Below are 20,337 nucleotides of genomic sequence, written 5' to 3'. Positions count from 1 at the left end.
GACCATCTCGCGAGCGTATATATTGCCCAGTTCATGTACTTGAGCTGGGCAATTTTGGTTATGAGACAAGCCTAATTATTGTTTCTATCATATTTTTATGTTTTTGTGAACACTTTGTATGATCCGTTTGTTTTTTCAATAGAACAAAAAGTAGATCGGATATGAACAAGAAATTACAAGATCAAGTGGCCTTGATTACGGGGTCGGATTCGGGTATTGGAAGAGGTATTGCCGAAGCATTCGCCGAAGAGGGGGCAACTGTTGTTATCACCTACCATAGCGATAAAGATAGCGCAGATACGCTAGGGCAGATCATGCAAGAAAAGGGATATCCGCATGCAGTCTATCAGGTTGATGTAGGGGATGAGCAGCGTGTCGCGAGCTTGTTTGAAAATATAAAGAACAAGTTTGGAAAGATCGATATTCTCGTTAACAACGCGGCTGTAAACGGAAGTGAAATTCCTGTTCAAGACATGGAAACAGAGGTTTTCGATCGTTGTATCAAAACAAACCTCTATGGACCGTTCTTTTGCTCACGAGCATTCTTAAAACATTGGACGCCGAATCAACAGGATGCACGTATCATTAACGTGAGCTCCATCCATGAAGATGTAGTCACGGCAGGAAATGCGGATTACAATGCTTCGAAAGGCGGCTTGAAGAATTTTGCACGTAGCCTTGCTCTAGAGCTTGCCGAAAAAAGAATTACTGTCAATAACATTGCTCCCGGTATGATTTTAACCGATATGAATAAAGCGGCTATGGATGACGATGCCGTGCGCAAGGAGAAGGAGCAACACATACCGATGAAGCGAGCGGGTATTGTAGACGATATCAAGGCAGCGGCGGTCTACCTCGCTAGCAAGGAAAGCTCTTATGTTACGGGCGCAACGATTTTTATAGATGGCGGGCTTAGCCTGAATTTGGGACAAGGCGCTTAATATCCGTTAGTTGGAACCGATTTGCAATCTACCTGCCGTAATTTACATCCTGCTATTTCGTCGCTTTGGATGCGTTAGGTGGAGGTATATCTCGTGCACTGCCATCTCTAACGGCATGGAAATGCGGCGATAATATTTCGATATCGGCCTCATGAAAGGTGTCCAACAGATGCTTGTATAACTCGGAATAGATAAAAGCCTGCTGATTTGGCGCTTTCGTGTAGGCATTGAGTTGATAGGAAACATAGAAATCATCGAGGCTGGTCTGTAAAATGAACGGTTCCGGTGATTTCTCGATCAGACCCACTTCCAATGCCGCCTGTTTGGCCAGCTGGTGTACGCGTTGCCAAGGAATCTCGTAGGCCAAGGTAATGTTGACATGAACGATCAGACCTAACTGTTGGGCGTCGACGCTATAGTTAATAGTGTGATTGTTCAATATTTGCGCGTTGGGGATGGATATCACTTCGTTCTTGATACTCCGCACACGGGTAACTAAGAGTGATTTTTCGATAATATCGCCAGAGACATCGCCTATTTTGATGCGGTCGCCGATGGCAAAGGAGCGCATATAGGTGAGAAGCAGCCCCGCAACAATATTGCCGAGCGCACCAGCAGAACTGAAGGTAAACAATACACCAATAAATACCGATATGCCCTTGAAAATAGGAGAATCGGACCCGGGAAGGTAGGGGAAGATCACAACAAGCAGAAATGCTAATAGTAATACTCGTAGGATTTGGTAGGTGGGCATGGCCCATTCTTTATAGAATCCGGGGATCGTAAGTGCTTCGTTTTGCAATTCCTTCGCAAAAAATTTGAGCAGCTTAAGCAGATAATGAAAGACTAGAAAAATAACGAATATCGTGATCAGATTGGGGATGTAAGCGATTACTGCGGCAGCAACGTTTCTTAATGGCGATAGAAAATACCCCAATAAGATAGGAGCATAGCCTTCGGTTTGGGGAAACAAATTTAGCATGATAGGCAGCGCTAAATAGACCGCACAGACAATCAATAGCCATTTCAATAAGGTTAGTATCGCCCAAACGACTTTGATCTGTTTGGATGGCGTGACTAAGATGTATCCCCGAATTTTGACACCATGAAAATATCTATGTTTGGCCAGTAACGTTTTCTTTTTTACGTATTTCGTCAGCTTCCCAATAGCGAATATAATCAGGATTAAGGAGGCCAAGATAAGTACGGCTAATCCTAGTGCTTGTACGATACGCTGTAAACTTGTTTGTTCTCGCTCCTTGTCGACAGCTCGCTTCACAGAATCCGCATAGTTGGCAATCAATTCCTGAGCATCTCGGTTTGCCCAAAGGGCGTCTTGCTGATTGACGCTCAAAATAAGCTGATCCTGCCAAGACAGTAGCCAACTGTCTTCATTTTTTTCGACTTTAAGCGAATCTGTATGGAATTGTATATTATTTACCAAGTTGCGCAGTCTATTTTCTATAGCATTTGCTCTGTCTTTGGCGCTGTAGCTGCCGATGGCAGTATATACCCTGAAAATTGTATCCCGAAAGGGAACCACAGCCACGCCTTGGTTCAGCCGTCTGAGCGAGTCGACTTTTAGCTTTCTGCGATGCACAATTAACGAGTCGCGGCTGCGTAGAAGATTGATTTCTTCCATCAGCTTACGCTTTTCATCAAAATCGTTGCGTTGCACCTGCAGCAGTTGGTTTTCTAGTCGAATGCGATGTAACGAATCGTCATGCTGTTGCTTTCTCATCTGTTCCAGCTCGACGGATTTTTGATCAATCTGGCTGATTGCTTGCTGCTCGGAGGAGTCGCGTTGAACAACGGTAGCGGTCACGTCTTTACCGAACAGAAGGAAGAAACATAGTATAATGATGTATGGTGTGGGCAGCATGCCTTTTGTTTTTGTAAGGTTAGAAATTTCAAATATCTCCAAAATATTCTGAAATATCGCCATTGAAGGAGGGGAAATGCGAAATAGCGTGCTGGTAAATTGTTACGGCAACTTGTCGTAGACTCTTCTTTTTTAGATTTAATTCTTATTTTTATGGGTATAGAACGTTAGATGATGATCGAAAATTACGAGCTACCAGAGAAAACTGCCCAATTGATTAAAGATGAAGATGCCTTTGGTGCGCATAACTACCACCCCTTGCCGGTGGTTTTGGAAAAGGGCGAGGGTCCTTTCGTGTGGGACGTTGAGGGAAAGCGATATTTCGATTTCTTATCCGGCTATTCTGCCGTCAATCAAGGACACTGCCATCCGAAACTCGTTGAAGCGATGGTTAAGCAGTCGCAGCAATTGACGTTGACATCTCGAGCCTTTCATAGCGATAAATTGGCTACGTATGTCGCTTATATTACCAAATATTTTGGGTATGACAGAGTATTGCCTATGAATACTGGCGTAGAAGCGGTGGAAACCGCTATTAAATTGGCACGTAAATGGGGATACTTGGTGAAGGGTGTAGCGGATGGGGCGGCAAAAATCATTACGTTGGATGGTAATTTCCATGGTAGAACGGTCAATGTCATTTCGTTTAGTACGGATGAGACAGCTAGAAATGGTTTTGGGCCTTTTGTTGATGGATATATAACAATTCCCTATAACGATTTGGATGCGTTGGAATTTGCGCTACAAGATGCGAACGTTGTGGGTTTATTGATTGAACCTATTCAAGGAGAAGCTGGTGTTTTAGTTCCGGATGAGGGTTACTTGTCCAAAGCTTTTTCTCTATGTAAGCAGCATCGCGTCCTTTTTATAGCGGATGAGATTCAGACTGGACTATCGCGCACTGGGCGGCTATTGGCTTGTGATCATGAAGCGGTGAAGCCCGATGTATTGATCTTGGGCAAAGCATTGAGTGGCGGTATGCTGCCAGTATCGGCGGTACTTGCAAATGATGAAGTGATGCTTACAATCCAACCGGGCGAGCATGGTTCTACATATGGTGGAAATCCATTGGCTTGTGCAGTGGGCATAGCAGCGTTGGAAGTGCTACGGGAGGAAGGTTTGGCCGAAAAAGCGGAAGCCTTAGGGATAATCTTTCGCACGGCAATTGAAGAAATGAATCACCCGGCAATTAAATTGGTACGTGGAAAAGGCCTGTTGAATGCGATTGTTATCAGTCATGAAAATAAGGATGCGGCCTACGAGCTGTGTTTATTGATGATGCAGAACGGTCTTTTGGCAAAACCAACGCATGGTGACAAAATTCGGTTTGCCCCACCGCTAGTCATTTCACAGAAACAGCTTGTTGAAGCTATCGCAATTATTAGAACTTCGTTGGAGCAGTGGGGAGGGAGGTAAAATACTTGTTTGAACTTCTATAAGACAGTAATTTTTATGTCTTTTTATGACTATTATTATACTAGATATTGCGTAACTCAAAAAAGATAAATAATTTTAGCATTGATTTAGAACAAAAAAGCACATTTATGAAAAAAATCGGTTTATCTATGGTGGCTGTTGCCGCCCTTGTTTTCGCTTCTTGTGGCGGAAGCGGTTCGAACACCAATACGTCTAGCGAGCAGACGGTAGCGGAAGCACAAGGAGATGCTTATGCGGTTGATTTGGCAACATCTAAAGTTGATTGGAAAGCTTTTCACAAAGGCGGTTTTGCACCACGTTGGGGAACGTTGTCGTTGACATCAGGCGAACTGTCTGTGGCAGACAACAACATCGCTGCTGGTGACTTCACGATCGATATGAAATCGTTGAAAGTTGATTCTGCATCGGTTACAGAAGCTGATAAAAAAGCTTCAGATCTTGAAAACCATTTGAAAAATGCTGATTTCTTTGATGTAGAGAAATTTGCTACTGCAGCCTTTAAAATCACGAAAGTAGCTGATTTGGATGCTACTACAGCGAAAGATGCTATCGAAGGTGCCAATAAGACCGTTAGCGGTAATTTGACATTGCTAGACAGCACATTGAATATCTCTTTCCCTGCAAAAGTTGCGGTTGAAGGTGATAAAGTTTCTGTTGCAGCTAAATTCACGGTAAACCGTGCCGATTGGGGTATTAAATTTGGTACTTCGGAAGGTGATCCAGCGGAATGGATGATCAGCAAAGATATCGAAATCGGTATTCAATTGAACGCTACTAAGAAATAATAGCAATGCATTAATTTTTAAGCGATTTGAAGCTTTCGTCAGGGAGTTTTAAATCGCTTTTTTTATGCCCATTTGTCCCTCCCTGTGTGTTCGCTTTATCAGCCTGCGAATATGCTCTACCGTGTCTTCTTTCTGTGAGCGTAATTTTTAATGCCATGGTCGCGCATGGAAAAATATCTATATTAGGTCTTTCAATTATAGATGTGAAATAGACCTCATTATGCGTAAAGTTTTCCAAAGTTTGTATGTACAAGTCTTGATCGGGATAACGGTTGGGATATTGCTAGGTGTTTTTTATCCGGATAGTGCCATAAAGCTGAAGCCTTTGGGTGATGGCTTTATCAAGCTTATTAAGATGGTCATAGCACCATTGATCTTTAGTTCCATCGTGATTGGTATTGCGGGAATGCAGGACGTAAAAAAAGTGGGCAAGGTTGGGTTTTCCGCTTTAATTTATTTTGAGGTGATGACAACCATTGCTCTGTTGATCGGCTTAATTTTCGTCAATTGGATACAGCCGGGTACAGGAATGAATATCGATCCGAATACCTTAGACGCATCAAGTGTAGCACATTACGTGAAGGAAGCGCAGACGCAAAAAAATATGATGGAATGGATACTGAGTATTATTCCGGAAAATGTTATTGCCGCGGTGGCGTCGGACAATCTCTTGCAGGTGCTCGTTTTTGCAGTTCTCTTCGGTATCGCTTTAACAAAAATTGGTTCGGAAGCGGCGGCACCCGTCATGACGGTGCTGAACTCCTTTCTGAAAGGGCTCTTTGCCATCATCCGCATGATTATGTACTTGGCACCCATTGGCGCAATGGGGGCAATGGGTTTCACCATTGGGAAATATGGTGTAGAGGCCTTATCTAAGTTGGGGCTATTGATGCTAAGCTTTTATCTAACTTGTATTGTATTTATTGTGTTCGTGATTGGCGGCGTACTTTATTTCTATGTCGGGATCAGTATACTGAAGCTTATCCGTTTTATGAAGGAGGAGCTACTGATCGTGCTGGGAACTTCATCCTCGGAATCTGCGCTGCCGGGCATCATGCAAAAATTGGAACGGGCGGGCTGTTCAAAATCTATTGTCGGACTTGTGATTCCAACAGGTTACTCTTTTAATCTCGATGGCACCTGTATCTACCTGACAATGGCTGCCGTTTTTGTTGCACAGGCATTAAACATGTACCTTTCGTTGCAACAGGAAATATCTCTACTGTTGGTGTTGCTGTTGACGTCAAAGGGTGCGGCAGGTGTTACGGGAAGTGGTTTCGTGACGTTGGCGGCCACGCTGCCGGTGGTGGGGCACGTACCTGTGGAGGCTGTTGGCCTAATACTTGGGATAGATCGATTTATGAGTGAAGCGCGCGCAATAACTAATATCATCGGTAATGCGGCTGCCAGTATTGTTATTGCTAAATATGAGAAAGGTTTGGATGTGAAGCTTTTGCGACAACAGCTGGACGGGCAACAGGAAGCTTAAGTATCAGGATAAACAAAAGAGGAGCACAAGGCATCCTCTTTCTCTATATATGTTGTTTAGTTAATATTCTTCGAAAAAAGGTTTCCAGACGGGGAGAATGGAAACCTTTAGCTAACCAATTATAAACCTATGTTTTTGTATGATAGGACAAATCTAAGAACATAAATCGATAAAACAAATTAAATCTATAGAATTAGTAGATTTTATTATTTTTTGCTACTTTTGATACCGGGAGGGAAGGCGCCATGCTTGCGATAGTTTTGCGCGCTAATCCATGAAGTAAATAGCTTAAGATTTAATTGGTTTATTATGTTGGGAAATTTTAATGTACATATTGCGCAAGGCAGTTATCAGGCACAAGGGGGTGAGGAGCATTTGTCAACCACCGTTTTGGAACTGATGAAGCTGCGGGAGTTTGGACGGGTGCTGTATGTGGGGGCACATCCTGATGATGAGAATAATAAGCTTATAGCTTACTTGGCCAAGGAGCGTTTCATGGATGTTGCCTATTTATCTTTGACGCGTGGAGAAGGGGGACAGAATTTTATCGGAGCGGAAAGCGGCGATGACCTCGGTATTCTACGGGTACAGGAATCTATACAAGCACGTCGTGTGGATGGCGGGCGCCAATTTTTTACCCGTGCGAAGGATTTTGGTTTTTCAAAATGCGCGCAGGAGTCTATATCTGTTTGGGGTGAAGATGCAATACTCGAAGATCTCGTATATATTATTCGGCAATATCAACCCGATATCATCATTTCTCGTTTTTCGCCGGTTGTGGCTGATCGGCATGGACATCATCAAGCTTCCGCTATTTTAATTGGCAAGGCTTTCGCGTTGGCGGCCAAAACTAGTGCTTACCCCGATCAACTAGCACAGTTAGACACTTGGCAGACGAAGCAGCTCTTGTGGAACGTATATGCAGAGTCTGGCGTGAAGGAAATTGGCGGGCAGATCACACCAAAATCGTATCAGATACCACTATTTATACCGGCAAGAAGTCGTTACATCGCGCAATCGTTTTCGAGATTGGCCGCCGAGAGCAGAAATCAACACAGGTGTCAAGCGATGGCATGTCTGGCGAGTGAAGGGGCAAGTTTCGAGTATTTTGAGTGGGTTGCCGGTGCACCATTGCTCAAGGAGACTTTCCTTCAGGCCAATGAGCATGACACAACTATCGCATGCTTTAAATTTAAACAAACCGTAGATCAATTAATTGACTTGGTTACAGGTGGACATGAAAAGCGTGCTGCTGCAGTGTTACACAGTTTATTGCAACATATATCCACGTATGCTGACGATCCACGCGTGGCAAAGAAACGTTTAGCTGTGGAACAGCTGCTATTTCGTTTGTTGGACTTGGAAGTGAACGCCTACGGCAATGTGCTGACGGTTTGTCCCGGAGAGAAGATCAATATAGAATTGAACTTCCGGCACAACGCGCTCTTGCCTCTACAATTAATCGCCACAGGCAAGCATACCGCACGCTTATCTCCCGACTTGTTGATTAACGGTAAGGAACAACTTTTTATCGACTATAGGGTACCTCGTGATGCAGCGTTCGCGCAGGCGGCTTGGTTAAAAGAAGGGAGCGAACGTGGCCGCTATCTAACGAAAGCTATACACGAGGTGACAACAGAAACAGGCACTTTGTCCTTATCTATTGATCTGAAAATTGCTGTTGCTGGTCACGTTGTAGACATGGCTATTCCCATTTTAGCCGGTAGACCAAGGGAAACGTCGTCTTTAAGAGGAACAACGTTAACGGTATCTCCGCCGGTTTGCGCTGTTTTCGAACAGCCTACTTTGCTTATCGCCGACGAAAATCCCGCTGTTGTAAAAGTACGTGTAAAGGCTTTGGGCAAGGGGATTAACAAGGGGAAGCTGCGCTTGACGGCGACGTCGGAATGTGCTATCTTTCCGCAACAAATGTCTTTTGTGTTGGCCGAGGGCGAAGAAGAGGTATATGCGTTCGCATTGAGTAGTGGAGCCTCGCCATGGTCGACAGAGCTTAGTTTCGAGATCGAAATCGATGGAGAGATTTATAAGGAGGCAATGAAATGTATCGATTACCCGCACATCACACCGCAATATTATTTTCCAACGTCAACGATGAAGGTGGTGAAAGCTGTCGTCAATTCGAGTGTGCGACGGATAGCCTATATTAAAGGGAGGGAAGACGAAGTAGCGGAAGCTTTAAAAAGTTTTGTGGAGCAGGTGGATTGTTATGAAATAGCCCATTTCCTCACTGCGGACATATCTCATTATGATGCTATTGTGTTGGGCATAAGACTTTATAATTACAGTGGTAGCTATACTTGGCATGTGAACAGTAAATTAAGGGATTTTGTGGAGCAGGGTGGATTGGTAATCGGCCAATATAATACAGATTACGACTTGGAAGGGGCTACCGTTTGCCCTTATCCCATACAGCTGTCGTCCAATAGAATAACCAACGCGCAGTCTACTATTCGTTTTGTTGGCGACCACCGAATATTGCGTTACCCGAATGTAATTGATGCATCGGATTTTGAGGGATGGACACATGATCGCGCACTTTTTCTGCCGCAGGCATGGGACGAGGATTTCGTACCTGTGTTGTCGAGTGCAGATCAGGGAAGCTGGCAGGAATCGGGGTTGCTGTTGGTCGCAAAAAAAGGTAAAGGATACTTCGTATACACCGCGTTATCTTTATTTCGACAACTTCCTTTGGCCGTTCCGGGGGCTTATCGTCTGTTTGCGAACCTGTTAAATTATCGGGGCGCAGAATAATACAATCTGTTGTCGGCGGAAGCCTTGTTGTTGTGTAGTTCTTAACGGGATATGCTCGAAACAAAAATAGCTGCATGTTTTCGTCATAAGGATTACTGTAAGATTAAAAAAAATGCTATATTCGGGAGGCACGATACTTTCTCCAAGATGATCAGATTTTTTAGTTTACCCTTTTACATCAAGCTCGCTTGTACCTTGATTTCCATTATTGCTTTGGGATATATCGCCCATATCGGACAAACGATCATTGTTCCGCTAATTCTGGGTAGTCTTTTTTCTTTGTTGCTGGTACCGGTATGCAATTGGCTGGAGGTGAAACTGAAGTTTCATCGAACACTGGCTGCCGTCTTGGCGCTACTCTTATTCTTTGGTCTAGTTGGAGGGCTTTTTACCATGTTGGGATCCCAATTGTCCATGTTGAAGGATGATTGGCCTGCTTTCGAAAAGCAGATTATGGATGGCTTTCAGCTGGCTCAGGTTTGGGTGCACAAGACCTATGGTGTTGCACAAAGTGAACAGATGGAGTACTTAACAAACACTGTTTCTAAATCTGTTAGTCAGGGAACAGCTATTGTCGGTATTGCATTGCTCTCGCTATCCTCCTTACTGATTCTATTTGTTTTTACGTTTCTATATGCCTTTTTTATCCTGATTTATCGCGGGCATATCGTGCGGTTCTTGCTTTTGGTTAACCGTACCGAACACCACGTGATCGTGATGGATATTGTGCAACAGATCCAATATGTTGTTAAAAAATACTTGATAGGCTTGGTTTTGCAAATGCTCATCGTAGCCGTGCTCACCTTTATCGCGCTAAGCATCATAGGGGTTAAATACAGCCTGATGCTCGCCATTATAACGGGAGTATTTAATGTGTTGCCCTATATTGGTATTGTGGTAGCTATGCTTATCATCGCATTGATCACTTTCGCGACATCGTCTATAACCCATGTTTTGCTCGTTATCTTGGCTTTGATTGTTATCCACCTAATGGATAGTAACTATGTGGTGCCGAAGATTGTGGGATCGAAAGTTAAGGTAAATTCGCTCTTCGCCATGATGGCTATAATTGTAGGCGAAATGTTATGGGGTATATCCGGAATGTTTTTAGCAATTCCGATTTTGGCAATCTGCAAAATCTTGTTTGATCGCGTTCGCGATCTTAAAGCTTGGGGATTTTTGCTCGGCGAGGAGGAAAAAAATAACGAGCATTTTAAGAGACTGCTCGAAGAGCTCAATATCTTTAAACGTAAATCTGGTAAGTAGTCGTTCTCGTCTCAAACAGTCTTTCTTTTGTGATTCCACTCAACACAGCTTTTTCCGGTCTGTGTGATGTTCTTGTGTCCATGATGATGAAGGTTCCACCAAAGCGGTGATTTTTGTCTTGCGTAGATTAACAGGTGATACCAAAGCGAAATTCGAACGTGTCGATTGGAATCGTAAATATTAGGTTACTGCGCTCCTAGACGAGAATGTACTAACACAACAATTCGAAATTCACGCTGAGGGGGAACACGAACATTAAGGAATAGCCTTGAATTAAACATCATGATCCCATCTGCTGCAAAGCGGTGGGATCATTCTTTTTTTATTGATGCTTTTAGTCTATGTTAAAACTATATGTAGACTGGTTTTTAACTTCTTTTAATTGATTTTTTCTTGATGTATCGTCATTTTTCAATAAAAAAAACGGAAGATGGGTTTGACTATTGAAAGGTTAGCTAGTTTTAAGCTAAATTTAAGCGTTTAATTGCCCGATAGAGTCAGCGCAAAAGCACCAGATAGCTAGTGAACGATGCTCTTCGGCAAATTATAAAATTATTATCTAAAATCGTATTAAGCGTATGAGAAAAGTTTTTAGAGCAGCGGTGGTTGCATCCTTGCTTTTCATTTGGGTGGGAGCATTTGCCCAACAAAAGAAGTATGAATGGAAAGAGGCCACCGAGGCAGGTTACACCTATCGTTACGTAAGTAATGACCCAACACAAGCTCGGTTTTACAAATTAAAAAATGGCTTGACTGTTATCTTAAGTCCAAGCAAGAAACAGCCGCGTATACAAACGTATATCGCCACGAAAGCTGGAAGTAAAACGGATCCTAAAGATCACACAGGACTGGCTCACTACCTAGAGCACATGCTTTTCAAGGGAACCGACAAGTTTGGCTCATTGGATTGGTCGAAGGAAAAACCCTTGCTTGACCAAATTGATGCTCTCTATGAGCAATACAATTCGACCGCAGACGAGCAAAAAAGAAAAGCCATCTACCACCAGATTGATTCGGTGTCGGGCGAGGCAGCTAAGTTTGCGATTCCAAATGAATACGATAAGCTGATGAGCAACATGGGATCCGATGGTACGAATGCCTTTACGTCTTTCGAGCAGACGGTGTACATCGAGGATATTCCGAACAATGTAGTGGATAAATACCTTGCGGTTCAAGCGGAGCGTTTTCGTGCTCCCGTGCTGCGTTTGTTCCACACCGAGTTAGAAGCGGTATATGAGGAAAAAAATATTGGCTTAGACAATGACGGTCGTAAGGCTGTGGAAGCAATGTTCGAAGCCACTTTCCCCAATAATAATTATGGAAAGCAAACGGTCATTGGTACTGTAGAGCATTTAAAAAATCCATCGCTTAACGCCATCAGAGAATATTATAATACGTATTATGTGCCCAATAATATGGGCGTCATTATGTCTGGAGACTTTGATCCGGCTGAGATGATAAAGAAGATCGACCGTGCGTTTGCCTATATGCAACCGAAGGAAGTACCAGCTTATGTCTTTGAACAGGAGAAAGCGATAGCACAGCCTATTGTTCGGGAAGTAAAGGGACCGAACGCAGAATTTCTGTTTTTAGGTTTCCGTTTTCCTGGAGCTGCCAGCGAAGATGCACAGATGCTTAACTTAATGGCCAATATTTTGACCAATGGCTCGGCTGGCTTGATCGATCTTGACTTGGTGAAATCGCAGAAATTGCTGGGTGCGGGAGCATTTCCTTACGTCCTTAAAGATTATTCCATGCTTATTTTGCAGGGTAATCCCTCGCAAGGCCAGTCGTTGGAAGATGTACGTGATTTGTTGCTTGCCGAGTTGTCCAAGCTACGCAAAGGAGAGTTTTCGGACGATTTGATCACCTCGATCATCAACAATGAACGTAAAGAACAAATATCCTTGAATGAAAGCTACCAAGGTAGGGCAGAGGAACTGATGTCTGCTTTTACTTCGGAAGTGGATTGGGCAAAGGAATTGGGCTACACTGATCGTCTGAGTACTTTGACTAAAAAAGATGTGGTTGATTTTGCCAACAAGTACCTTAATGACCAAAATTATGTGGTGGTTTACAAAAAGCAAGGGGTTGATAAGGATGTGGTTAAAGTAGAAAAGCCAGCAATCACGCCTATAACTGTTAATCGCGACGATCAATCTGAATTTTTGAAAACGGTGAATGCATTGCCGGAAGCGGCTATACAACCGGTATGGGTAGATTATGACAAGGAAGTCGCTAAAGGTAAGCTAGGCGATATTGATGTTTTGGCTGTTCAAAATAAAGATAACGCGCTGTTTAGCCTTTCTTATCAATATCCTTTGGGTAAATGGGATAACAAACTATTGCCACTCGCGGTAGACTATTTCGAGTTTTTGGGTACCAAGAGCAAAAGTAGCGAGGATTTCAGTAAAGCCTTTTACAAATTGGCTTCAGGTTTTTCGGTTTCGGCAGGAAATGAAGAAACGCGTATTTCGATCTCTGGACTCGATGAAAATTTTGATGCCACAGTTTTACTTATTCAGGATCTTTTGCGCAATTGCGTGGTTGACGATGCTGCATTTCAAGCTTATCTTTCACGCTTGAAACAATCGCGTACAAATGCGAAAGAAAACAAGGGAAGTATCATGGAGGGGCTCCGTGCCTATGCTAAATATGGTGCACAAAACCCTTTTAACTATACGTTTAGCGATGCCGAACTCGATCAATTGAAAGCGGCGGACTTGGTAAAGATCTTACATGATCTTGCCAATACGAAGCATAGTATCTTGTATTACGGTCCTCGTGAAGTGAAGCAGCTGACTGCAAAATTACCAGCATTGAAAGTTGGAAAAGGAGCGTATGTTGGTGTACAGCGAGGCGTTGGTTTTAAAGAGTTGGCTACTGCAGAAAACAATGTGCTTTTCGCGCATTACGAAATGAAGCAAGCTGAGGTATTTTGGTTCCGGAATTCGGAATTGTATAATGCGGCTAATACGCCTGTAGTATCGCTCTTCAATAATTATTTCGGTGGAGGCATGGGTAGTATTGTTTTTCAAACTATCCGTGAATCCAAAGCGTTGGCTTATTCGACATATGCTTACTTTGGACAGCCGCAGAAAAAAGAAAACCATTATATGGTTGGCGCATACGTAGGTACGCAGACGGATAAATTTGAGGAAGCCATCGCAGGTATGAATGAACTGCTGAACGTGCTTCCTGAATCGCCATTGGCACTCGAAACGGCAAAGGTGAGCTTGATGAAGTCATTGGCCAGCGAACGTATCACCAACGCCGGAATTCTAAATAGCTACATCGCTGCGAAACGCTTAGGTAACGATATGGATATTCGTAAGATCGTGTATGAGCAAGCGCCTAAGTTGGGTTATGCCGATCTGAAAACCTTCCATGCAAAGGAACTAAGCAATAAACCTTATGTTTACTGTATCGTTGGTAATCAAGAGTCCTTGAGCGAAGAACAGTTGCAGAAAATCGGTAAGGTGAAGAAGTTGTCTTTACAGGAGATCTTCGGTTACTAGGAGTGAGGATCTACAAGTAGAAAAGTGCGCCGGAAAGCCGGCGCACTTTTTTTATAGACCTAAGATGCGTTTGTTCAGATTATCGTCTGCTCCCGTGCTAGCAAAGTCGTCAAATGTCTTTTGTGTTACGTTGATAATGTGATTGTTTACGAACGCTACGCCTTCTTTAGCGCCTTGAACAGGATCTTTGATACAGCATTCCCACTCGATCACTGCCCATCGGTCAAAGCCATAGCGCGACAACTTCGTGAAAATCCCTTTAAAATCAACCTGCCCGTCGCCCAACGAACGGAAACGCCCCGGACGATCGATCCAATCTTGGTACCCACCATATACGCCTGATTTTCCACTTTTTAAAAATTCCGCGTCTTTTACGTGAAAGGCCTTGATGCGCTCGTGATAGAAATCGATAAATGCCAAATAATCTAACTGTTGGAGCACAAAATGGCTGGGATCGTAAAGGATGTTCGCACGTGGATGTCCCTGAAGCTCCTCGAGAAAGCGTTCAAAAGTAATCCCATCGTGCAGATCTTCACCTGGATGCAGTTCGTAAGCAATATCTACGCCGTGCTGATCGCAGATATCCAATAATGGCCGCCATCGGTTTGCTAGCTCCTTGAAGCCTGCTTGGACAAGTCCCGAAGGCCGTTGGGGCCAAGGGTATACCGTGTGCCATAGGAGGGCACCAGAGAATGCGGCTAAGGTGTTTAAGCCAAGGTTGGCTGAAGCTTTGGCGGCTAGTTCCACTTGATTCACGGCCCATGCCGTTCTCGCTTTAGGATCCTGGTGCAGATGTGCCGGCGCAAATCCGTCGAACATGATGTCGTAGGCGGGATGGGTAGCAACCAGCTGGCTTTGCAAATGTACCGAGAGCTCGGTAATTGCTAAACCTTTCTCGGACAGGCTTCCTTTCAATTCGTCGGCGTAGGTTTTGCTATTGGCAGCTTTTTCTAGATCTATGCAGCGCTTGTCCCAAGTTGGGATCTGTACGCCTTTGTAACCGAGTTGTGCTAACCAAGAGCCAATGTTGTCTAAGGTGTTGAAAGGAGCTACTTCATCCATGAATTGTGCTAAAAAGATCGCTGGGCCTTTGATTGTTTTCATATCCATAATACAATGAAAGATTTATCTGTTTTACATAGGTGATTAGCTATCCGCATGATATGTGCTGACATAGCTTATTAAAATTAAGGCTTTCGCAGCAGAGAAACAAACTATGCTTATAAAAAGAAGCGGAAGAACCGGTGTTAAATTGAGGCACTATTGAAATTCGATTAAAAACAAAAAGGGCTTTCAAACGGGGAGAATGAAAGCCCTTAACTAACCAATTATAAACCTAAATTATGAAAGTACAAAGATAGTGTATGTTTTACACTAAGGCAAGTGTTTTCCGAATAAAGTTTGTTAAAAAATGTTAAAGCGCTGTATTTGTGTCGGTGTCAACCGGTTGTTTTCCGAATTATTGTTCAAATTTTGGTGAAAATATTGCGAAATCGACAAATTAACGAATGCGCCAATGCCGCGAGGCACCACGTTGGTCTAAGTCGTAAATTCGCGATGGTTTTGAAAAAATCTAGGATTGAGGCTTTGGTTGGGCCTACATTTGCCCACGGTAGGTTATGCGCAAGATTTGGCGGCTAGCGCGAACACTACAAGCCAAGCAATACCTTTTAACAGAAAAAACATAAACGCGCCGATACCAGCGCGTTTAAGCCATAATTTCTTTTTATTTTCTTTTGTCTCAGACATAAAGTAAAAATACGTTATTTTTCGATTGTTGCTGCAGCAAACACATCTCCAAATTTGGAAAATGTTTCGTTTGCGATGGCGATAGCATTGTCGTGTGTCGCCGGATCTTCGCCATATGCATTTAATACAGCTGTGAACGTAGCCCACATTTTTCCGGTATCTTCGCCGTAACCCGAGAAAAAGGACGTACCGCTAGAAATTCCATATTTGTTCAACATTTGGACGATATAAGGGCCTCCCATAATGGATCCTTCCAATACGTACAAGGCTGATAGCGCCTCTAAGGCATTGGATACCGTCGGTGCAGTAGTAGCGGGTAACTCATCTACGCTTCCTCCGAGTTCTTCGATATCTTGTTTGATATAGGATGAATTTCGACGTTCCGAGTAGTCCGGTAATACCTCCGCTGTGATAAATGGCGCGATCGCCTGCTCCACCGCATGGAAATAAGCATAAAAATTCTTTAAAACATCGGCATAATCTGCGTTAGAGCGTACCGATTTTAATTGACGAACAACAATACCTTCTAGTTTCTGGTGTGATGCTGTTGTGTTCTCTTTAATATTCTGACTTAATATCATAGTTCATTATTTAAAACGATTCTATACAAATATTCAGATTTCTGCTTGAGTTTGCATGCTGATATCTGCTTAATCATATATGAAAATCGCTAATAAAATCCATTCTCGAAATAACTTTCACATTATTTAACGAGGCAATACACATGCGAACGATTAGCAAACGAGTTGCGCTGCTGGCGGCAGCTCTTTTCGCATCAAAGATAATCAAAAATAGTTTATTTAGAACCTTTCTATGCTTAATTGAAGCGTTGAATTTGTTAACCTTTGCTTTCCTGCTCGGCGGCAGATTGAAATAAATCAAGGCTTGGCGTTTGCTGCTGTGGGGCAAGGAAGTCCACGTGTATGTAAAGGTTTTGTTTCCCAACTTTACTCGGCAATTTTATGATCTGCTTGTTACGCGGGCGCTTATTTAACAAATTTGTGATTTCCGTCGGACTCCGTTTTGCCAAGCGCTCATCCATCAGCTGGTGTAAGGTCGATGCCGTAATGGGTTTGTTCAATATACCTTCGGCAATAAGCCTGTCCAATTCTCTGGCTAGTAAACTGCTATTATCTCGAACGGTAATGCCGATGCGCTTACGTTTCTCGATTTTCCTGCGGGTAGTTAGCGATAAGTGTCTTTCTTCGGGTAAAGGATGAAAGGGGTCAGCGAAATTATAGTAGTGCATGGAAAAAACATTGGCAATTTTTATCATCTTACCCAAACTTAGACCAACGGCACCCCGTACGATTTCACGCACATTGTCTGAACTAGAATTGATCAGTTTACCCAAATCTTCTTCCGTCAACCCGAAAGCACTCAAATATTTTTCTACTTGTTTTCCGTACTCTTTTCTGTAAGTCTCTTCTCCGTACATCATGTAGATGAAATTTTTTTACCCGATCTATTTCTTAGCTTGTTTGCCTATAACTTAAACACAGCAAAGATACGGACACAAATCGATTAGGCCGTTAATTCCATGTTTTTAAAACGTAATTAATTCTAAGCTGTTCTATATCAGTTAACAATGAGAACTGACTATGAAAAAGATTACTCCACTTATCCTTAAGGCTGTCCTTTTGCTGAGTCTACCTTTCAGCTTTTCGCTAGGTCTTCATTCCTGTAAAACAGATGATATGGTCGAAGATACCATTGAACTCGGGCCGCCGGTAGAGACCGAACCGGCCGAGACAGACTATCAGCCTGCTTTTGTTGGGCAGACGCGTGCTCCCGGCGTAACAAGCAGCACAGGATTTACAGCCACAGCCATTAGTAGTGCATTGCAGCGCCCTTGGGGTGTAACGAGTTTACCAGATGGTCGTTTACTGATTACAGAGAAGGGTGGAACATTACGGATTGCTACGGCTAGCGGCGATCTGAGTGAGCCTATAGATGGACTTCCTGCTGTTGATGCGGCAGGCCAAGGCGGTCTGTTGGGGCTATGCCTCGATCCCGATTTTTCGTCAAATAGAACCATATACTGGGTGTTTTCCGAACCGAGTGCGTCAGGCAACCTTACGGCTGTTGGTAAAGGCGTGCTCTCCGAAAACGAAGAGAGCATTGAGCAGGCGTCCGTCATTTATCGAGCCACACCCGCTTTTGCAGGAGACTTGCACTTTGGTGGTCGGATTGTATTTGATCGGTCTGGGAACCTGTTGGTAAGCACCGGCGAACGATCGGCATTGGCTACGCGGCCTCAGGCACAAGATGTAACTTCTGCACTGGGAAAGATTGTGCGTATAACAAAAGATGGCCAGCCTGCACCCGGCAACCCGGCTTTCGCACAAGGAAACGCTCGCCCCGAGCTATATGCTATAGGACATCGTAACCCGCAGGGTTTGGCCATTCATCCCGAAACGGGTGATCTTTGGCAGAGTGAACATGGACCGCGTGGTGGCGACGAATTGAACCTAGTACAAGGCGGTAGAAACTATGGATGGCCCACGATTACCTACGGTATCGAATACGGAGGTGCCGCTATCGGCGATGCTATTCAACAACTGGATGGAATGGAACAGCCGGTGTATTACTGGGATCCGGTGGTGTCACCGAGTGGGATGACATTTTATAGCCATAGCCATCACGCCGAATGGCGGAACAATTTGTTTATAGCCTCCTTAAGCGGTCAGCACATCGTCCGTTTAGTAATTCGCGAGGATAAAGTGGTCGGTGAAGAACGTCTTTTGGCGGGAGAGAATCAACGATTTAGGGATGTTACGCAGGGCACCGATGGAGCGCTATATGCTGTGACAGATCAAGGCCGTCTTTACAGGATTTATTAAAGATGGTTTACAGTACATTGCTGCTGCAGGAAGAGACAAGCTATTTCCTACAGCAGCAATGGTACTAAATGACCTTACTTGATGGTGAAACTACTGCTACCGGCAGGAACCAAAACATACTCAAAGGTAAAATACATTTTTGGTGCATCCTTCAACCAAAGGCTTGGCTCTAGCAAATCCTTATAGCAGGAGAGTATACGAATTTTCGCATAATTGCCTTTTGCCGTGCGTAGTATAATGGTTCGAGGTTTAACAACCGTACCGTTACTCAAGGTTAACGGGTTTACCAATGCGTAGGCAACATGCTGATTTTGTGTAGCACCATCACGTACGATTGAGCCCTCAAAATCATATAAATACCAGCCCATACCTTCGCCAAAGTCTCCGTAATTGTCGGTTCCTACTAAGGTGCTTCCTGTCTTAAAGTCGTTGTCCGAAGGTATGTCGATCACCTCATCGAAAGATTTTTCAACAATCAAAATACCGCCAGTGGCACTACCTCCGAAGCCGAAATTGTTGCTATTCTGCCCGTTGTTTCCCGACAAGAAGCTGTTAAATAGACCACTAAACGCCAAGTCCCAATTACGTGTTTGAGCGTGTTCTGCGGTGTATTGCTTCTTTGTCTCTAGGCTAAAATATAATGTGCTTGCTGCGCTCGTCTCATTGCTTTGCGTGGCTTGCAGGTTGTTCACCCTAACCAACGTGTTAAATAAAGCTGGGTCAGCGGCTTCCTCTTCCGGAAGGGGTTCTTGTCTAGGATCGTCATCTTTGCTGCAGGCAGCGCTCATGAAGATGAGCGTGAATAAGCAAATAAATATCCCGGTGTTCTTCCATTGCATAGGGCTATTCATTATTCGTTTCTAAAGTAGTCAACATCGCGCTAAAATTTATTAAAAGTTATATCTTCAATGTGCGAACGGTCAAAAATCTGATCGCTTTTAAAGGTTCTCCAATCTTATTTAAACTCTTGGTAGTCGATCGAGTAGTAGAAGTAATTCGTTGGAGATACTTCTTTTTCAGGCGTTTCGTTGGAATACACGCTGTTTACGCGAAATTTAAACAGTGCTTTTCCTTCTTTTGAAACAACAAGAGTACGGTTCGCAACGGGCATTACCGTGTGGTTGGGAGAGCCTGAATAGTTTAACCAACCGATTACGTTCGGTGTATAGGTGGATTGCAAACCTAAAGAACCGTTGGCAGCTTCGGTAAAGCTGTCTGTAGCAAGTACGTTTTCAAATGCTTTGTCGATATAGGATAGTTTGTAACCACTTTCGGTGTTTACTTTTAGATCTGCTACGCGAGCCGAGTTTGGAAGTACTACTGGCCCCTTATCGTCTGTTCCATCATTTTCTTTGAAGTCAAAGTAGAAATTGTCCGCGGCAGTGGTTGTTGCGTTACCATCTGCGTCAAGTTTAAACTGGCGGAAATTGCGCAGAGCATAAACATCGTTTGTGCGTTTGATCGTGCCCGAATTGCTTTTTAAGCTGGAAGCACTTTTTAAATCGACGGTTTCACCATTTTTTACCATCACTTTTGCTTGGTATTCTTGTTCTACTTCTGTAGTTTGTTCATCCTTACTACATGCGGAGAAACCAACGGTCAAGGCGCAGGCTAACGCTGCGATTTTAAATAATCTGTTCATGAGAATTCGTAAA

The 20,337-nt window shown here is 43.7% G+C and carries 14 protein-coding genes; 8 read left to right on the top strand and 6 right to left on the bottom strand.

The genetic code is table 11. The features are described from left to right. The first annotated feature begins 161 nt into the window (after positions 1-161). Positions 162-941, top strand: a complete 780-nt coding sequence (locus SCB77_RS00790) for an SDR family NAD(P)-dependent oxidoreductase (protein ID WP_320184530.1) — start codon at positions 162-164, stop codon at positions 939-941. Between the two features lie 52 nt (positions 942-993). On the opposite strand, the gene SCB77_RS00785 is transcribed toward SCB77_RS00790, so the two are convergent. After that, entirely contained in the window at positions 994-2,886 is a 1,893-nt protein-coding gene (locus tag SCB77_RS00785; RefSeq protein ID WP_320184529.1) for a mechanosensitive ion channel family protein, read from the bottom strand. Between the two features lie 108 nt (positions 2,887-2,994). On the opposite strand from SCB77_RS00785, the gene rocD reads away from it, so the two are divergent. The 6 genes from rocD to SCB77_RS00755 all read left to right on the top strand — a co-directional run bounded on the left by rocD (position 2,995) and on the right by SCB77_RS00755 (position 14,090). Next, positions 2,995-4,239, top strand: coding sequence for an ornithine--oxo-acid transaminase (rocD, locus tag SCB77_RS00780; protein ID WP_320184528.1), 1,245 nt, complete (start codon positions 2,995-2,997; stop codon positions 4,237-4,239). A gap of 128 nt (positions 4,240-4,367) precedes the next feature. Beyond that, positions 4,368-5,045, top strand: coding sequence for a YceI family protein (locus tag SCB77_RS00775; protein ID WP_320184527.1), 678 nt, complete (start codon positions 4,368-4,370; stop codon positions 5,043-5,045). Between the two features lie 220 nt (positions 5,046-5,265). Beyond that, complete coding sequence (dctA, locus tag SCB77_RS00770) at positions 5,266-6,534, top strand: C4-dicarboxylate transporter DctA (RefSeq protein WP_320184526.1); 1,269 nt, start codon at positions 5,266-5,268, stop codon at positions 6,532-6,534. A gap of 309 nt (positions 6,535-6,843) precedes the next feature. Continuing rightward, the gene (locus tag SCB77_RS00765; RefSeq protein WP_320184525.1) at positions 6,844-9,306 is read left to right on the top strand and encodes a PIG-L family deacetylase; all 2,463 of its coding nucleotides are present in this window, start codon (positions 6,844-6,846) and stop codon (positions 9,304-9,306) included. A 147-nt stretch (positions 9,307-9,453) separates the two neighbouring features. Beyond that, complete coding sequence (locus SCB77_RS00760) at positions 9,454-10,572, top strand: AI-2E family transporter (RefSeq protein ID WP_320184524.1); 1,119 nt, start codon at positions 9,454-9,456, stop codon at positions 10,570-10,572. A gap of 578 nt (positions 10,573-11,150) precedes the next feature. After that, positions 11,151-14,090, top strand: coding sequence for a M16 family metallopeptidase (locus tag SCB77_RS00755; protein WP_320184523.1), 2,940 nt, complete (start codon positions 11,151-11,153; stop codon positions 14,088-14,090). Between the two features lie 51 nt (positions 14,091-14,141). Here SCB77_RS00755 and SCB77_RS00750 read toward each other — a convergent pair whose 3' ends face one another. From SCB77_RS00750 to SCB77_RS00740, 3 genes are all read right to left on the bottom strand, one after another. After that, positions 14,142-15,194, bottom strand: coding sequence for a sugar phosphate isomerase/epimerase family protein (locus SCB77_RS00750; RefSeq protein ID WP_320184522.1), 1,053 nt, complete (start codon positions 15,192-15,194; stop codon positions 14,142-14,144). A 659-nt stretch (positions 15,195-15,853) separates the two neighbouring features. After that, positions 15,854-16,420 (bottom strand): biliverdin-producing heme oxygenase, encoded by a 567-nt coding sequence (locus SCB77_RS00745; protein WP_320184521.1) that lies wholly within the window; start codon positions 16,418-16,420, stop codon positions 15,854-15,856. Positions 16,421-16,677: 257 nt separating this feature from the next. Beyond that, positions 16,678-17,280, bottom strand: coding sequence for a helix-turn-helix domain-containing protein (locus tag SCB77_RS00740; protein WP_320184520.1), 603 nt, complete (start codon positions 17,278-17,280; stop codon positions 16,678-16,680). 160 nt (positions 17,281-17,440) lie between these two features. On the opposite strand from SCB77_RS00740, the gene SCB77_RS00735 reads away from it, so the two are divergent. After that, entirely contained in the window at positions 17,441-18,682 is a 1,242-nt protein-coding gene (locus tag SCB77_RS00735; RefSeq protein ID WP_320184519.1) for a PQQ-dependent sugar dehydrogenase, read from the top strand. Positions 18,683-18,756: 74 nt separating this feature from the next. Here SCB77_RS00735 and SCB77_RS00730 read toward each other — a convergent pair whose 3' ends face one another. Both SCB77_RS00730 and SCB77_RS00725 read right to left on the bottom strand, forming a co-directional pair. After that, positions 18,757-19,521 carry an HmuY family protein gene (locus tag SCB77_RS00730; protein WP_320184518.1) on the bottom strand — a complete coding sequence of 255 codons (765 nt, stop codon included), beginning with the start codon at positions 19,519-19,521 and terminating at the stop codon, positions 18,757-18,759. 116 nt (positions 19,522-19,637) lie between these two features. Then, the gene (locus tag SCB77_RS00725; RefSeq protein WP_320184517.1) at positions 19,638-20,324 is read right to left on the bottom strand and encodes a hypothetical protein; all 687 of its coding nucleotides are present in this window, start codon (positions 20,322-20,324) and stop codon (positions 19,638-19,640) included. Between the last annotated feature and the right edge of the window lie 13 nt (positions 20,325-20,337).

The sequence above is a fragment of the Sphingobacterium bambusae genome, from assembly GCF_033955345.1.
In the GTDB taxonomy this organism is placed as follows: domain Bacteria; phylum Bacteroidota; class Bacteroidia; order Sphingobacteriales; family Sphingobacteriaceae; genus Sphingobacterium; species Sphingobacterium bambusae.
This window is presented reverse-complemented; position numbering and strand designations above follow the sequence as displayed.

Excerpts from the sequence above, each read along its gene's own strand:
- SCB77_RS00790 (WP_320184530.1), top strand. The coding sequence starts at position 162 with ATGAACAAGAAATTACAAGATCAAGTGGCCTTGATTACGGGGTCGGAT.
- SCB77_RS00785 (WP_320184529.1), bottom strand. The coding sequence starts at position 2,886 with ATGGCGATATTTCAGAATATTTTGGAGATATTTGAAATTTCTAACCTT.
- rocD (WP_320184528.1), top strand. The coding sequence starts at position 2,995 with ATGATGATCGAAAATTACGAGCTACCAGAGAAAACTGCCCAATTGATT.
- SCB77_RS00775 (WP_320184527.1), top strand. The coding sequence starts at position 4,368 with ATGAAAAAAATCGGTTTATCTATGGTGGCTGTTGCCGCCCTTGTTTTC.
- dctA (WP_320184526.1), top strand. The coding sequence starts at position 5,266 with ATGCGTAAAGTTTTCCAAAGTTTGTATGTACAAGTCTTGATCGGGATA.
- SCB77_RS00765 (WP_320184525.1), top strand. The coding sequence starts at position 6,844 with ATGTTGGGAAATTTTAATGTACATATTGCGCAAGGCAGTTATCAGGCA.
- SCB77_RS00760 (WP_320184524.1), top strand. The coding sequence starts at position 9,454 with ATGATCAGATTTTTTAGTTTACCCTTTTACATCAAGCTCGCTTGTACC.
- SCB77_RS00755 (WP_320184523.1), top strand. The coding sequence starts at position 11,151 with ATGAGAAAAGTTTTTAGAGCAGCGGTGGTTGCATCCTTGCTTTTCATT.
- SCB77_RS00750 (WP_320184522.1), bottom strand. The coding sequence starts at position 15,194 with ATGAAAACAATCAAAGGCCCAGCGATCTTTTTAGCACAATTCATGGAT.
- SCB77_RS00745 (WP_320184521.1), bottom strand. The coding sequence starts at position 16,420 with ATGATATTAAGTCAGAATATTAAAGAGAACACAACAGCATCACACCAG.
- SCB77_RS00740 (WP_320184520.1), bottom strand. The coding sequence starts at position 17,280 with ATGATGTACGGAGAAGAGACTTACAGAAAAGAGTACGGAAAACAAGTA.
- SCB77_RS00735 (WP_320184519.1), top strand. The coding sequence starts at position 17,441 with ATGAAAAAGATTACTCCACTTATCCTTAAGGCTGTCCTTTTGCTGAGT.
- SCB77_RS00730 (WP_320184518.1), bottom strand. The coding sequence starts at position 19,521 with ATGCAATGGAAGAACACCGGGATATTTATTTGCTTATTCACGCTCATC.
- SCB77_RS00725 (WP_320184517.1), bottom strand. The coding sequence starts at position 20,324 with ATGAACAGATTATTTAAAATCGCAGCGTTAGCCTGCGCCTTGACCGTT.